Below are 14,633 nucleotides of genomic sequence, written 5' to 3' on the forward strand. Positions count from 1 at the left end.
TTCTCCTTTTTGCAAGTTTTTTTCATGCCTGTTGTTCATCCTTCCTGGATTCTAAACGTTTAATTTTTTCCTGAAGCTCTGCAATTTGCCTTTCCCGTTCTTCCATTTCCTTCTTTGCTCTTTCCTCCGCTGCTTTTCTCTCCTGTTTCTCCTGTTCTGCCCTTTCCTCCGCTGCCTTTACTTCTGCCTCCAACTCTTCAATCATATAACTCACTGTGTTCCGGTCCATTTCCTCCAGTTCTTTTGAAAATAAACTCATAATACCCTCCACATTTCTGCACATCTGGTACACTTCTTCATATATTTCACGAAACTCAGGATACTTTTCCAAAAGTTCCATGATTCTTTCCGGCTCATCGCTGCTGAGTAAAAACAGCCAAGCCTCCAGTTTGTTTTCTATAGACCTATTTTCTATATTTTTCCGAAAAATGTCAAGAGCTACCAATACACTTTTCTGAAGTGTTTCCAGCTTTAGTCCCGTATCATAGATGTGCTCCCCATAATGGAGATACTTATCTGGAATCTCATGAAATTCTCTTGTACTTTTCTCAAATAAAACAATTGTATATACTTTCTTTAAATCCCTGTAATTAAACTTTTTATTTTCGCTCCTCTTCCTGTCCTTCACTCTCTTGTATTGTCTGAGCAACAAATCTGCGGAGTAGCACGCTGTCCTCTGGCCAGGAAAAGCATAACCTATCTTCTGTATTTCCAAATTTGCAATTCTTCCATCCTCGGTCTCTATTACAATATCTGTAATGAGCAGGGTATATTCATCTGCCAGACGAACGGAATCATTGGGCAAAATTTGTTTAATACGGATTTTTGTCTCCAGCAAAAGACTTAACAGCTCTTCCAGTCTTTCTGCATGATATTCCGGATTGAAAATTTCTTTAAAAAAAGAATCATACAGAATCTTTACTCCCTTTACTCCTGTACAAAAATCCAGAAACTCCTCCTGCTGTTCTTCGCTCCAGCTCTCAAACAAATTTGTCAGTTTCTCTTTCTCCCCAATCAGGTTCAGCACTTCTTCTCTTGTGCGGATGATTGGAAAATACGTTTTCAGTAAAGTGTCCATAAACATCTACCTCCCTGTTTGCTTTATTTTACATTTTTGAAATACCGCTTCAGAAAAGAAGCTATAGAAAAAAGACGTTTAGACATAAGATGATATAAGTTTTCTTAGTCTGAATGAATGATGTATAAAGATATGTTATCATCTTTGTTTTACAGATACAAGCACTATTTTCCGCATAAAGGAAATCCGTTTATCTGATTCGCATGATATCTTCTTTGTTATGACTCGCATAAATTCAACACCAGAAAGGGTCAGTTCTTTCCATTGTCCTTTGTTCCGGTAATCTTTTACAGAAAAAGTAACGTTTTCATCGTCCATACAGATGATGCGGTGATTGCTGATGGCAATCCTATGGGTATACTTTCCAAGGTAGTCAATCACAGACTGTGCGCCGTTAAAAGTTTTCTTACAATAAGGAATCCATTCCGCATCATAACAGAAATCAATCAGTTCTTTGAACACATAATGGTTACTGTATTTTTCGGCAGTTCCATGAAACTTAAGTTGATTCGTATTCCAGAGATTTTTCAACTCATCCATATATTTTCCACGAAAGACTTTGGAGATAGCCCATATAGGAAGAAAAAACTCAGTACCGTTGTCTTTCCATTCGTTTTTGGATGTCAGACCACCGCCGAGCAGTATTGTATGGATATGGGGATGAAAGTTCATTTCAGATCCCCATGTATGCAGGATGCAGATATAGCCGACATCAGCACCAAGGTGCTTTGGGTCAGCAGTCAGTTCACTGATTGTAGCAGAAGCTGCATGATACAGGGTGTCATATAACAGTTTCTGATTATTGTAAATGATTGGATTCAGAATGTCAGGAACTGTAAATACCAAGTGGAAGTAGGGTGCATCAAGCACATCCTCTTTGCGGGCATCCATCCACATTTCCTTTGGAACAGCCTGACACATGGGACAACAACGGTTGCGGCAGGAATTATAGTGAATCTGAACAGCACCACAGTCTTCACATACACTGACGTTTGCACCATAGGCTCCGGTTTTGCAGTTCAAGATGTTCCGGGCAACTTTTGCCTGTTCCGGAGAAGAAGAATACTTTTCAAGGTATGCCGAATAAAAACACCGGAAAATATCCTGAACGGTGGGCTTATTCATAATCAGCACCTTCTTTCCTGTCAAAGGGACTTTGGATTCCCATGAGAGATTTGTTGCTGACATGAAGATAAACTTCCGTGGATTTTGGGTCACGGTGTCCAAGCAGTGCCTGAATATTCTGCCGTTCTACTCCCTGCTCCATCAGATGAGTTGCAAAGCTATGACGGAGACAGTGTGGAGTTGCTTTCTTTGGAAGTTCAGCATCGGATACTGCCCGTCGCATCACTTGCTCCAGTGTACTGACTGTCAGGTAATTACCAGTAAATTTATTAGGAAACAGGATCCCACGGGGACGTCCTTTCTCAAACCAGTATTGTGTAAGGATATCCAGACACCGTTTAGAAAGAATTGTATAGCGGTCCATCCTGTTCTTCGTATCCCGGACATGGATCTGCATATTTGAACGGGAAATATCATCATAATGAAGGTGGATCACTTCAGAAACCCGCATCCCGGAAGAATACATCGTTGCAAACATGGCTCTATATTTGATATCATCAACAGCTTCTAATAGACGGTCTATTTCATCAACAGTCAGTACGGTCGGAAGCTTGTGTTCCAGAATCATACGTGGAACTGTGATATCATCCCAAAGGATATGCAGGACATTCCGATAGAAAAAACGGATAGCCGAATTATAAAGGTTCAGAGTTGTGGCTCTTAGTCCTTCCTCTTTTTTGGCAAGCAAAAAATTTCTGACATCCTGGCAGGTAAGTTCTTCAGGGTGCTTCGCTTGATATTTCAGGAAGTAAGAAACATAGTTTTTATAGCAGTTGATGGAACGTTCTTTGAGGTTGCGGATTTTTCCGGCTTCCTCAAGCTGTTCTAAATATTTTTCATACATAATAAAATCCTCCATGTAAAATCAGTAGTAATCAAAACACTGCTTTACACGGAGGTGCATTTGGGTCATAAAACCGCTTGCCAACCAAGCGGAAGGGTGGTATTCTTTTCATAGGCAGTGGGAAGGTCGATCCTGTTTGATTGTTATTTTGTGGTGATTTAACAATACTACTTTTAGGACTTGCTTTCCACTGTTTTTTATTATAGAAAACAGAAAATCGCTATGCCACAGCCTTGGCAGGCCATCGCGCAGCGATTTTGTTCAATTCCAGTTTGCTATTCCACACACATCGGGTCAACTTGCCCCGAACTTACAACCAAATACCCGTCGCCCACACAGCGGCACACCAAGCAGGAAATCTGAAAAAGGTCTCCTGCTTTTTTTCTGCCCAAAATGAGGTGGTAAAACGCCACCCCATCTACTAATTACCGAAAGGAGAAACACGAAATGCCCTGTCCACACAACGAAATCTCTATTGTGCAGCGAAGCCAACAGCAGTCTGCGGTTGCCGCCGCTGCTTACCAGAGCGGCGAAAAACTGTTCTGTGAATATGACCAGCAAGTGAAGCACTACCCGGAAAAGCGTGGTATCGTCCACAATGAAATCCTGCTCCCTTACAAGGGACGAGGAACGGATTGAGGTTCTGGACAAAATGGTCATGCGGCTTTATGAGGATATGATTGCAGGGCGTATCAGTGAGCAGAATTTCAATACCATACTGGAAAAGACACAGACCGAGCAGACGGAGCTTAAAACAAGAGTATCCGAGGGCAGAAAGCGGCTGTCCGATGAAGTCCAGCTTGCCAATGACGCAAAACAATGGGTGGAAGCCATTCAGGAATACGCCAACATCACAGAGCTGAACGCAGCCACCCTCAACCGCTTAATCAAAGAAATCAGTGCAGTTCTTCTTCTATTAATAAACCTACTGGTATTTGGAATTACACAATATAATCAGAAAAAAAGCCGTGAATTTACAGAAATGCAGTTGTTGCTTCAAAAAGAATCCGATTCTGCTGAATATTATAAAATGCTGCTGTCTCAAAATGAAAACCGGAGTATTTTAATTCATGATATCAAAAAGCACCTGCAGTCCATCAAACTACTAAATGAAAAGGGGGAAAGTGAGAAAATAGATGCTTATATCCTCCAGCTTATGGATGCTTCTGATTTAAAGGAAACAGCAAGAATCTGCTCCACCATCTGCACCAGAATGACCTGACCTCCCTGTTCTGCAACTTGCTGGAAAATGCAATGGAAGCTGCGGAACACATCCCGGATTCTTTTATTGACCTTATGGTTCAAAAGAAAGAGAACACTCCTTTTGTTGTAATTGTCCTTGTAAATTCATGCAGAAGTATGCCGGATTTTGACCAAAACGGATTTCCCGTTTCGCATAAATCCGGCAAAGGAAGACATGGCTTTGGAATCAAAAGTATTCGAAAAGTAGTAGAGCAGTATCAGGGCAATCTACGGATGTATTATGATGACACCACTGCTACTTTTCATACGATTATAACCTTGAAGCAGTAAAGAGCATAAATACCAAAAGCAGCCCGCAGTCAGGTTTTATTACCGCAGTGAAATTCTTACCTTGTATTTTTCCAGCCAGTCATTCACCTGCAGCATATAAGCCAGCATCTGCGGTCCTGCCATAAGCTGTCCGTACCAGGGTTTCCCATAATCCGAAGGACTTGCAAGAAAGCGTTCCACTTTCCCCTTATCCAGAAACTGTCCCACAGGGGCATTGGAGTCTGCCAGCACCTCACGCAGCCTGTCGCCAAGCATTTTTTCGTATTCGGGATGGTAAGTTTTGGGGTACGGGCTTTTCTTTCTCCACAGTACTTCTTTCGGCAGCTTTCCTGCCCCTGCATGGCGCAGCAATCCTTTTACCACACCGTCCCGGCATTTCATTTCCCACGGCACATTCCACACATATTCTATAATCCGGTGGTCTGCAAAAGGAACTCTGGCCTCCAGACCACAGTACATTCCGGTTCGGTCCATTCTGTCCAGAAGCGTAGCCATAAACCATTTCAGGTTCAGATAGGCAATCTCTCTTCTTCTCTTTTCCGTACCTGTCTCCCCTTCCAAAAGCGGAGTCTCTTTTATGGTCTTCTCGTAGGCGCTGTGTGCATATTCTTCCATAGGCAGCATGTGTATCCACTCTTCTGATAAGAGTGTCTGCCGTACCTTCATATCCGAAGACCAGGGAAAGTCCTGGGTTTCAAACGCTTTTGGATTGTGAAACCAGGGATATCCTCCGAAAATTTCATCGGCACATTCTCCGGTAAGGGCTACTTTGTTTTTCTCTGCTACCTTGGAGCAAAAGTACAGCATGGAAGACTCCACATCTGCCATACAGGGCAAATCCCTGGCATCTACGGCCTTGTAGAGATAATCCAACAGCTGTATATTGTCACACTCCAGGAACGTATGCTCACTTTGACAGAACTTCACCATTTTCTCAACCCAGGGACGATCCTGGCTGGGCTGAAAACGATTGGCTTTAAAATATTTCCGGTTTCCCTCAAAATCAAAAGAAAAGGTGCGCAGAGTTTTTCCCTGTTTTTTCAGCTCTTTGGCACAGATTGCCGTCACAAGGCTGCTGTCTACCCCTCCGGACAAAAAGGTGCTGACAGGCACATCCGACAACATCTGCAGTTTTACCGCATCCTCTATAAGCCATGAGGTCTTTTCCACAGTTTCTTCAAAAGACGCTTCCTGTACATGGCTTTCCAGCTTCCAATAGCAGATATCCCTTATTTTCCCCTTATAAAAAACCAGATAATGGCCCGGCAGAACCTCATAAATGTCTTTCAAAACTCCTTTTCCGTATGTTTTTGCCGGCCCCAGGGCAAAAATTTCACACAGCGTATCCGCATCTGCCACGGCTTCCATGCCGGGATAGGCCAGAATTCCCTTTAATTCCGAGGCATAAACCAGGGTTTCTCTGTATTTTGTGTAGAAAAGCGGCTTTACCCCTGCTCTGTCCCGGAAAAGAAAAAGAGTTTCCTTATCCGAATCCCAAAGAGCCGCTCCAAAAACGCCGTTTATCCGCTTTACAAAGTTTTCCCCATGAAGCATATAGCCCACCAGAAACACCTCTGTATCACTGTCTGACTGAAAAATTGCTCCTTCTGCCTCCAATTCTTTTCGCAGTGCTTTCATATTGTAAATTTCTCCGTTGAAGCAAATGGTACAGGTTCGTCCCTGGCTGTGCCGGGACATGGGCTGCTGCCCTCTCTTTAAATCCAAGATACACAGACGCACATGAGCCATGCCACAGTGAGCATCCAGAAAAATTCCGTCTTCGTCAGGTCCTCTTCGTTTCTGCACCTGATTCATGGTTTCCAGGATTTCCTCCCATTTTCCCCGGCATATGCCATAGTCTTCTTCGTAACTGCTAAATCCTGCAATTCCACACATAGTTTTCCTCCCTACTGAATAATCGGCTGATATTGTTTTCCTTCCAGAGCAGCTTCTGCCGCCGGTACCAAAAGCCCTGTATGGGCTACCATGGAATTCGGCTTTTTCTGTGCATTGTCCTGTCCGAAAGGCACGAAAAAGACATGCTTGGCATTCAAAAGCAACCCGATATTTTTCATATTCATTCCCAGAGCATCGTTGGTGGAAATAGACAGCAGCAGCGGCTTTTCATTCCGCAGATGGGCTTTTGCCGCCATTAAAACCGGAGTATCGGTAATCCCGTTTGCCAGTTTTGCAATGGTATTTCCCGTGCAGGGGAGAATAATCAGCAAATCCAGAAGGCTTTGCGGGCCAATGGGCTCCGCCTGTGCAATGGTTCCCATAATCTTTTCTCCTGTAATCTGTTCTGCCCTTTTTACAAAATCCTCTGCATTTCCGAAACGGCTGTCAATGCTCTTTGCCGCCTCCGAAAAAATGGGCTGTACCTTTGCCCCTTCCCCCACCAGCTTTTCCAATGCCAAAAAGGCTTTTTCATAGGTACAGAACGAGCCTGTAAAAGCCACTCCGATTTTCTTTCCCTTTAAATTCATGATAAACTCCTTCCCAAATCTTTTCTTTTACTCCATATATCGAAAGATGAATTTTGCCAGAATTTCAGCCGAAGAATACGGCGCATACCGCCCCGGCAGCCCCGGCAGCAGCACAGCCTGCAGTTTCTTCTCTTCCGCGGCCTGATAATCCACCCCTCCCGGCGCAGACGCCATATCCAGAATCAGCGCATCTGCAGACACATATTCCAACAATGCTCTGGGCAGCACCATAGCAGGAGCCGTATTAAAAATATACTGCACAGACCCCAAATAAAGGGGCAGCTTAGAGGGCGCTATCACCCGGTCTGCCAAAAGCCCTGCCCTGGCTCTGACCTTTTCCTCCTTTTCTGCCACTGTCACATGGCAGGAAAATTTTTTCAGATAAGATACCAGTGTGCTTCCACATCTTCCATATCCCAGCACCAGACAGGAACTTCCAAAAAGATTCCTGGAACTGCGGCAAATGGCTTCCGCAAGAAGCCCTTCTGCAGCCGCAACCGTGTTCTCCATTGCCGTGTATTCATCTTTTAAATAATCCACACAGACAATGCCCTTCTTTGCCGCCTTTTTCTCATACTCTGCAGGGATTCCTCCGGCAAACAGCACACTGCCTGGCCGCACCAGCTTCAGGATATTTTCTCTCTGAAGCTCTGTCTGAAACTTTTCCTGGGGATTTTTGCAGAAAACCACATCCTTTTTCAAAAAAGGAACCGGCGCCGCAATGACATCCGCAGTTTCCAATACCTCTTTCAGACTGGCAGAGGACTCCGTTTCCGTCTCTAAGCCATAGCGTTTTACCTCCTGTCCCTTTTCCTCCAGAATATCTGCCAGATACACCTGACGCATATCTCCGCCCAGAACCGCAAATCTATAGAAACTTTTCTTCAATTTTTTCACTTAAACCTTTTTCTTATATGGTATGCAAAACAGAGCCAATGGAAACTGTCTTTCCAAAAAGAAAAACCTCTCCGCCTGCTGCCCGGAATATTTCTTTCCAAAACACAGACGAAAAGGTCTCTTTTCTCTATTTTTTCCTTTTTTCCGCCAGAAAAATACTTTCAGCCATGATACCGCCCACAGCCGCCATTGCAGTCCTTCTAAGGTTTTCCAGCATATTGGCATCCTTCGGACAGCGAACAAACTTCTGCACTTTGTCAAAAGCCTGCTGCTTTTCCTGCATCAGTCTTGGGAAGAAATCCATATCAGACCACATAGACGGCAGATAATCTCCGGAAAACCGAAGCGTCATCCACAGCCCTGCCGCAAACAGAAAACAAAATGCAGCGGCCGCCACAAGCTTGATGAAAAGGCGAAAGGCAAAAACTGCACATCTGTTTGTCTGCCGGTATCCTCTGCCAAAGCAGACCAGGACAAAGCCCCACACCGGAAGCGCTGCCAAAACTCTGGCCAGACTACTGTAAAGATTTCCTTCCCAGAATCCATCCGGCGCACTGCCCGTTATCTGAGTCAAAAGACTCTCTGCCAAAGAGCCGGGCTGCCTGTGGTCTGTATACTGCAAAGAAATTCCCTCCAGCCCGTCTTCTGTTTCTGCAAAGACAGCAGCAAAAGAGTCTCTGCTTTTTATGCAGCCGCGGACAATGTAGGTTTTCCCAAAAATCTGCACTTGATTGCCTTGTATACGCTCTGTTCCGAAAAGCTTTTCTGCCAGACCGCTGCTAATCAGACAGCCTTCCTCATCTTCTTCCCAGGGATAATTTCCCTCCTTCAGCTGTCCCGCAAAAAACATTTCCATACTTCCTGCGATTTTCCACAAAGTTCCCGAAACGGCCTCCCGCACCTCTCCCTTTATGGGAATCTTATCTTCCTTTGACCAGCCCGTTATCTGCGGCAGTTGATCCGGCTGTTCCGCCTGGGAGAGAAAGGCAGACAACTCTGCCTCTGTAAGAACCGGCATATCGTAATAACCGTTAAAGCTGCCCGCCTGTTCCTCCGTCTTTTTATAGAAAAAGAAAGAGAGGCACCAAAGCGCCAAGCTGAGAAAACCTACCCCTGCTCTTATCCATATTTTTTTCATTCTTCCAGCCTCACCTTATCTTCCGGAGCAATGTCCTTGCTGCTGCCTGTAATAATTTTATCCTCCTGCCCGAGAGAGGAGGTAATCGCTGCGCTGGTACTGTCTTTTTCCACCACAGTCACAGCTACCCGTTTTGCCCTGTATTCATTTCCCAGTACGGTTTTCTCCTCTTCTGCCACCAGACAGAACGTTCCGTCAGAATCCTTTCTTACGGCTGAAAGAGGAATCACCTGCTTATAGGAAGAATCTGTCTGTCTGCTGATTTCATAGGAAATTTCGCTTCCATACACAGCCTCCTTTTCCTCCATTTCCGCATAAAACACTCCTGCTGCAGTCTGACCCTCCCCCTGCTGATTGGTATTTCCGGAGATTTCTCCAATATTCTTTTTCAAAGTTTTCCCCTGCCCGGGAACCATAATTTTTACCTCATCTCCGGTCTCTGCCTTAGACAGGTCTTCTGCTGTCAGATTGCCTTTGACCCGGTATCCGCCCCAGCCAAACATCAGAGATGCCGTATCGTCTGTCACCCCACCGGCTGCTATGGTACTGCTTTTTAAGACCCCGTCCTCCGGGGCTTTCACCTCTCCGTTTTCTGACTGTACCTTCTGCAGCTTTTCCAGTTCCTTTTTTGCCAATTCTAAATCCACCTGGGCAGACTGTGTGGTGTAGCTGCCTGCCTCTGCTGTCTTCTTATCATTTTCTGCCGCAGCCGCATCCTGCTCTTTTGCACTTTCATAGGCATTATACGCCTGAGCTCTGGCCGAATCCTGAGCCTGCAGACTTTCCTCGGCCTGGCTTTTCTGAAGTTCCAGTTCCTGAATGGCACTGTCATAAGCAGACTGGGCCTGTGCCTTTCTCTGCTCTGCATTCTCCTCTGCCTGCTGACGCAGCTTTTCTGCTTCCTCTGCCTCTCCTGCAGCTTCCAGTTCCTGTGCCTGCTGCAGTACACGCTCTTTTTCTTCCTCTGCTGCCTGCAGCTCCTGGTCTAAATTCTGCTGCTGCCCGGCGGCGCCTGTCTCATAAGCTTCCGCTGCTGCATTGTAATCCTCCCACGCTTTTGCATAATTATCCTCTGAAAGCTGTACATCCCGCTGTGCGCTCTCGGCGGCCTCCACTCTGGCTTGAGGCTGTCCCGTAAGTTTTGCCTGTTCTACCGCCAGTTCCAGCTTTTTGATTTCTGCCTGTTTCTCTTCTATCCTTTCCTGCAGATAGTTCTGATCATACTGCAGCAAAACATCTCCCTTTTTCACCACCGTGCCTGTCTGAAGAATTTTTTCTACACGCAGTCCTGTCTGAAGGGAAAGCAGGCTTTCTTCTCTGGTCTCCACCGTTCCTTTTCCCTGTATGAGAATGCTCAGCTTTCCTTCCTGTACTTTTCCGGTAGTGACTTTCGGCACTACCATAGAGGCTGCGGCTCTGGAAACCGCCGTACAGACCGCCATAATCAGGAAAAATACAGCAAACGCTGCTGCTGCCAGTTGTTTTTTATTGACTTTCTCTCTCTTCATGCTCTTACTCCTTTAGTCCTGACGCAAGAATTCCCTGCTCCAGATAATTCTGCCCGCAGGCAAATAAAAACACCGACGGCGCCATAATTAAAATGGAAGCCGCAAAAGCGGTCCCCATATCATGAATTGTGATATTAGACAGATACAGGGAAACGGGAAACAGGCTCTTGTTCTTTAAAAATGTCATAGGCGCCTCAATGGCATTCCAGTATTCCAGAAAATTCAGAATCAGAGAAGATACCACGCCCGGAATTCCCAGGGGCAGACCAATGTAAAAAAAGGAGGCTGCCACTCCTGCACCGTCCACCTTTGCCGCCTCTAAAAGGGTGTCCGGTATCTGCTGAAAAAATTTTGTCATAAGAAATACCGGGAAAGTAGAGAAAATGCCCGGCAGTATGACAGACCAGTGGGTATCCAGTACACGCAGAAAAGACAGCACCGTATAACCGGACACCATGGTTACCTGAAAAGGCAGAATCATCAGAATCATATACAGATAAAGAATCATCTTTCTTCCCCGAAACCGGAATCTGCCCAGTGCCCAGGCTGCAGGCAGTCCTAAAAGCAGTTGTCCGCCCAGTATGGGAAACACCTGCCTGCAGGAATTCCAAAACATCACAAAGAAATCCGGACTGTCTAAGAGAAGCTGCAGATAGGCTTTTAAGGTAGGATACAGAGGAAACAGTTTCCACTGCAAATTTCCGGAGTCCCCATAAAGGACACTGCCATAGCTTTCTCTCAATTCTTCCGTTCCCATAAAAGAGCCTGCCGTCAAAAGCAGAACGGGAAAAATCAGAGCCAGAACAAACAGGGTGATCAGTATCCAAATCACGGCTTTCTTTCTTCTCACATTCCCTGCCCCCATTTCTCTTCTATTTTCTGGCTTCCGATGAGAATACACCCCAGAACCACTGCAAGCATTACGGCCGCTGCTGTCATTTTCTGCATATCCAGCTTCAAAAACCAGTTGTTAAACAAATTCTGCAGCATGTAAATACTGTCATGAGGATAATTTCCCGCAATCATCCATGCTTCCCGAAATACCTTAAAGGCATTGACCAGAGATAAAATACCGGTCAGAAAGGCTGTGGGAAGCAGCAGGGGGCAGGTAATATGAAGAAAGCATTTCCAGCCCCCTGCCCCATCCATTTTCGCTGCCTCATAAAGGCTGTCGGGAATCCCCATAAGACCGGAAAGCCACAAAATCATGTCATATCCCAGATTTTTCCACAGATAAACCGCCACCAGTACGCCAAAAGCTTTTGGCGTATTCATATAATCCACTCCTTTGCCGCCAAAATGCTGCAGCGCTTCGTTTAAAATTCCGTTTTTATCAAAAAACAGCTGCCAGAACAACACCACAGACCCGGCCGGCACCGCCATGGGCAGCAAAAATCCGGACTTTAAAAGACTGCTTCTCTTCCCTGCCTGCAAAAGCAAAATTCCAAAAAGCAGAGAAAGTCCCAGAAGCAGAGGGAGGCACACGGCCAGAAATCTGACCGTATTCCCCGCTGCCAACCGAAAAGCAGTATTTTCCAGAACATTTTTATAATTTTCCAAACCCACAAATCTGCCGCCTACTGCCTGCAAAAAAGACCTCCGTACCACATCGGCAAAGGGAATCAGAATAAACACACTCACTCCCGTAAGACTGGGGGCCAGCAAAATCCAGGGAATCAACTTTTCCCTTTTATTCGGAAAGGTAAAGCTGCATTTTTTCACCCAAAGTCTGCGCTGCTTCTTCTGCACTGATACTTCCTCCAAAATACTGTTCTGCACAGTCGATAAATGTTTCTCTTACAGACAGGTCAATAACCAGAGGCGTCTCTGCCTTTTTCGCCAGGGCTAGAATCGGCTCCAGCTGTTCTCTGGACGGATAGCCGTAGGAATGCGTTTCTCCTCCGCCATAGCTGATGCTGAACATCTCCTCCTGTCCGGATTTTTCTGCAATATCGGCCTGTTTCTCCAAACTTTCCGTACGAACCGGAAGTCCCTCCACGAACTCCTGCTGCTGAATCTCATCGCTTAACATAGTCTGTATAAATTCTTCTGCCAGTTCCTTCTCCCTGGAAGAAGCATTGATACCCATACGATTCATGGACAGGTACATATTATGGGGATTCTCTACAGAAAGTTCCGGCTGCTTTTTCAAAATATCACACAGCAGAGAAATTTCTGCCAATCCGGTCAAATCGTCCACACCTGCAATATCTGTTTCCTCATACAACTCCAGCATACCGATACCGGAAAATGCAGACATGGTATTTCCGGATAAAATGCGGCCTTTAAAGTAACTTCCCCAGCTCTCTTCCATATCTTCGGATGGATTGTTGTCCACAAGCTGCTTAGACATTTCCAATAATTCCTGTATCTTTTCTTCCGAAAAGCTGCCGTCTTCCTGACGAAGTTCTTCATAATTTGACGCAAACAAAAGGTATGCCATTTGTCCGTAAGACGCGGCTCCTATGATTTTTCCTTCAGGCTGTTCCTGTAAAAATTTCTTTACGGAATCCAGGCTGTCCAGTCTTGCCATGGCTTCTTTTGTACCATAAAATACCGGAAGACGGAAGGACGCCGGTATTTCATAATTTTTCCCGTCCTTTTTTGCGCCGTCCACAATTCCCTTTAACAGTGTGTTATCATTCTCGCCTTTGTCCGCCAAATCGGTTAAATCCTCCAGAATTCCTTTTTCAATATAAGAATCTACAGGCAGGTCATCCAGGAAAAGCACGTCGGCCCCTTCCTTATTCAAAAGACTGGTATTCAGTGCATCAATATAATCCTCCGGTTTTCCTTCTGCATCCTGCTTCAGGGCATATTGATAATCCACATCTACTTCCGGATGTTTCTTCTCAAAAGCCCTTACGGCTGCTTCCACCATACGGCTTTCATAAAGCCCGTACAGGGACAGGGTTTTCTCTGTCTTGGTGCTTGTGGCAGCATTGTAATAATAATGGCAGATGTGAAAAGTTCCGGTCTGATAATTGTCATAAGCTGCATAGAAATTCTTTTCACCGCCTGCCATGAAATTTTTCATTGTCAGACTATTTTTCATTTCTCCCATATTTCCCCGGCTGCCATCATAAATCTGTTCGCCGATACTGCCATTCTCCTTATATACAGAAATTCCTTTTTCCGTTGCAATATAATAAGTTCCATCCCCTGTAGCAGCCAGAAATCCGGTTCCTGCCTCCATATTTTCCACCTTGATTTTTCCCGTTTCTTTTCCTGTAGTCCCGTCATACAGAAGAAGATTTTTCTGGTCTTCACTGATGGTTGCAATGGTATTCCCGGTAATGTTTATCATACCGTCATTGTTGGTGACTATCTGATGACTGGGCAAGGTGTATTTTTCCTTTCCCGTGGTTCCATCATATAAGACAATGTTAGAGGATGCCACTCCTACCAGAGCAATATCACCGTTTTGTGCGGCTCCCAGATAATACGGGGCAAAACCGCCGTTTTGCTGTTGGTATTCCATATCCAGGCACTCCACCGGAATTTCCTGGGTCTCTCCCTCCTGGGTGTGACGGTAAAGATACCAGGGCTGGGGCGGAAGACTGATTTCTCCCTCCTCTGTAGTAGTCACACCAGACTCAGAGGTATCGGTGATTCCACAGGTCATAAGGTAGAGATTTTTATCGGCTCCCTGAAGGAGATAGTACACATAGGTACTGTCGTTGATTTTCTCCTCCACCCAGTTTTCTTCCTTTTTTTCCCAGTCGCTGCCGCCCTGATGTGTATAAGAAAATACCTGCGGGCTGACCTCTCCCGTTTGGGTATAGACCTCCAGTTTCCCATCCTCATTCAGATAACTTCCAAGATAGGATTCCTTCTCTCCCCAGGGGCCTTCCATTTCCTCTTCCACATAACCCCCTTTGGCTTCTTTTTCAGAATCTTTTCCGTCTTTCTTTTCTTTCTGGGAACATCCTCCCAGCATTCCAAGGGTAACTGCCCCGCAAAGTGCAAGGGCAAGCGCTTTTTTGAATTTCATCTGTCAATCTCCTCTCTGTACCCTAATCGT

General features: G+C 45.4%; 12 protein-coding genes and 2 pseudogenes. 3 read left to right on the forward strand and 11 right to left on the reverse strand.

Annotated elements, in window-relative coordinates; translation table 11 throughout:
- Positions 1–22: 22 nt before the first annotated feature.
- From G5A70_RS05995 to G5A70_RS06005, 3 genes are all read right to left on the reverse strand, one after another.
- Positions 23–1,078, reverse strand: a complete 1,056-nt coding sequence (locus G5A70_RS05995) for a PD-(D/E)XK nuclease family transposase (RefSeq protein WP_173748774.1) — start codon at positions 1,076–1,078, stop codon at positions 23–25.
- A gap of 138 nt (positions 1,079–1,216) precedes the next feature.
- Positions 1,217–2,266, reverse strand: coding sequence for an IS91 family transposase (locus tag G5A70_RS06000; RefSeq protein WP_330605546.1), 1,050 nt, complete (start codon positions 2,264–2,266; stop codon positions 1,217–1,219).
- Positions 2,196–3,047, reverse strand: a complete 852-nt coding sequence (locus tag G5A70_RS06005; protein ID WP_173748775.1) for a tyrosine-type recombinase/integrase — start codon at positions 3,045–3,047, stop codon at positions 2,196–2,198. Before G5A70_RS06005 ends, G5A70_RS06000 begins: the two co-directional genes overlap by 71 nt.
- Before the next feature lie 447 nt (positions 3,048–3,494).
- Between G5A70_RS06005 and G5A70_RS06010 the strand changes: the two are divergent.
- The 3 genes and pseudogenes from G5A70_RS06010 to G5A70_RS15680 form a co-directional block, all read left to right on the forward strand.
- A pseudogene (locus G5A70_RS06010) lies at positions 3,495–3,662 on the forward strand (MobA/MobL family protein); the annotation flags it as partial.
- Positions 3,658–3,945, forward strand: a pseudogene (locus tag G5A70_RS15675) (DUF4368 domain-containing protein); the annotation flags it as partial. The pseudogenes G5A70_RS06010 and G5A70_RS15675, both read left to right, overlap by 5 nt.
- Positions 3,946–4,301: 356 nt before the next feature.
- Positions 4,302–4,580: a GHKL domain-containing protein gene (locus G5A70_RS15680; protein ID WP_244092031.1), complete on the forward strand. Its 279-nt coding sequence runs from the start codon at positions 4,302–4,304 to the stop codon at positions 4,578–4,580.
- A gap of 39 nt (positions 4,581–4,619) precedes the next feature.
- Here the strand turns inward: G5A70_RS15680 and asnB are convergent, their stop codons facing one another.
- The 8 genes from asnB to G5A70_RS06055 all read right to left on the reverse strand — a co-directional run bounded on the left by asnB (position 4,620) and on the right by G5A70_RS06055 (position 14,603).
- The gene (gene asnB / locus G5A70_RS06020) at positions 4,620–6,476 is read right to left on the reverse strand and encodes an asparagine synthase (glutamine-hydrolyzing) (protein ID WP_173748776.1); all 1,857 of its coding nucleotides are present in this window, start codon (positions 6,474–6,476) and stop codon (positions 4,620–4,622) included.
- Positions 6,477–6,487: 11 nt separating this feature from the next.
- On the reverse strand, positions 6,488–7,066 hold the full coding sequence (locus G5A70_RS06025; RefSeq protein WP_173748777.1) for a dipicolinate synthase subunit B: 579 nt from the start codon (positions 7,064–7,066) through the stop codon (positions 6,488–6,490).
- 27 nt (positions 7,067–7,093) lie between these two features.
- On the reverse strand, positions 7,094–7,963 hold the full coding sequence (locus G5A70_RS06030) for a dipicolinate synthase subunit DpsA (protein ID WP_226853641.1): 870 nt from the start codon (positions 7,961–7,963) through the stop codon (positions 7,094–7,096).
- Between the two features lie 127 nt (positions 7,964–8,090).
- Positions 8,091–9,101 (reverse strand): ABC transporter permease, encoded by a 1,011-nt coding sequence (locus G5A70_RS06035; RefSeq protein ID WP_173748778.1) that lies wholly within the window; start codon positions 9,099–9,101, stop codon positions 8,091–8,093.
- Positions 9,098–10,609 carry a hypothetical protein gene (locus G5A70_RS06040; RefSeq protein WP_226853639.1) on the reverse strand — a complete coding sequence of 504 codons (1,512 nt, stop codon included), beginning with the start codon at positions 10,607–10,609 and terminating at the stop codon, positions 9,098–9,100. Before G5A70_RS06040 ends, G5A70_RS06035 begins: the two co-directional genes overlap by 4 nt.
- Before the next feature lie 4 nt (positions 10,610–10,613).
- A complete protein-coding gene (locus G5A70_RS06045; RefSeq protein ID WP_226853637.1) occupies positions 10,614–11,459 on the reverse strand; it encodes a carbohydrate ABC transporter permease in 846 nt (281 codons plus the stop codon).
- Positions 11,456–12,358 (reverse strand): carbohydrate ABC transporter permease, encoded by a 903-nt coding sequence (locus G5A70_RS06050; protein ID WP_173748780.1) that lies wholly within the window; start codon positions 12,356–12,358, stop codon positions 11,456–11,458. The genes G5A70_RS06045 and G5A70_RS06050 overlap by 4 nt, the downstream gene beginning before the upstream one ends.
- Positions 12,300–14,603: an ABC transporter substrate-binding protein gene (locus G5A70_RS06055; protein WP_173748781.1), complete on the reverse strand. Its 2,304-nt coding sequence runs from the start codon at positions 14,601–14,603 to the stop codon at positions 12,300–12,302. The genes G5A70_RS06050 and G5A70_RS06055 overlap by 59 nt, the downstream gene beginning before the upstream one ends.
- Between the last annotated feature and the right edge of the window lie 30 nt (positions 14,604–14,633).

The sequence above is a fragment of the Blautia hansenii genome (assembly GCF_013304445.1).
Classification (GTDB): Bacteria; Bacillota; Clostridia; order Lachnospirales; family Lachnospiraceae; genus Blautia.

Bases quoted from the DNA above. Each gene is read 5' to 3' on its own strand.
- G5A70_RS05995 (WP_173748774.1), bottom strand. From the start codon at position 1,078: ATGGACACTTTACTGAAAACGTATTTTCCAATCATCCGCACAAGAGAA.
- G5A70_RS06000 (WP_330605546.1), bottom strand. From the start codon at position 2,266: ATGTCAGCAACAAATCTCTCATGGGAATCCAAAGTCCCTTTGACAGGA.
- G5A70_RS06005 (WP_173748775.1), bottom strand. From the start codon at position 3,047: ATGTATGAAAAATATTTAGAACAGCTTGAGGAAGCCGGAAAAATCCGC.
- G5A70_RS15680 (WP_244092031.1), top strand. From the start codon at position 4,302: ATGGAAGCTGCGGAACACATCCCGGATTCTTTTATTGACCTTATGGTT.
- asnB (WP_173748776.1), bottom strand. From the start codon at position 6,476: ATGTGTGGAATTGCAGGATTTAGCAGTTACGAAGAAGACTATGGCATA.
- G5A70_RS06025 (WP_173748777.1), bottom strand. From the start codon at position 7,066: ATGAATTTAAAGGGAAAGAAAATCGGAGTGGCTTTTACAGGCTCGTTC.
- G5A70_RS06035 (WP_173748778.1), bottom strand. From the start codon at position 9,101: ATGAAAAAAATATGGATAAGAGCAGGGGTAGGTTTTCTCAGCTTGGCG.
- G5A70_RS06040 (WP_226853639.1), bottom strand. From the start codon at position 10,609: ATGAAGAGAGAGAAAGTCAATAAAAAACAACTGGCAGCAGCAGCGTTT.
- G5A70_RS06055 (WP_173748781.1), bottom strand. From the start codon at position 14,603: ATGAAATTCAAAAAAGCGCTTGCCCTTGCACTTTGCGGGGCAGTTACC.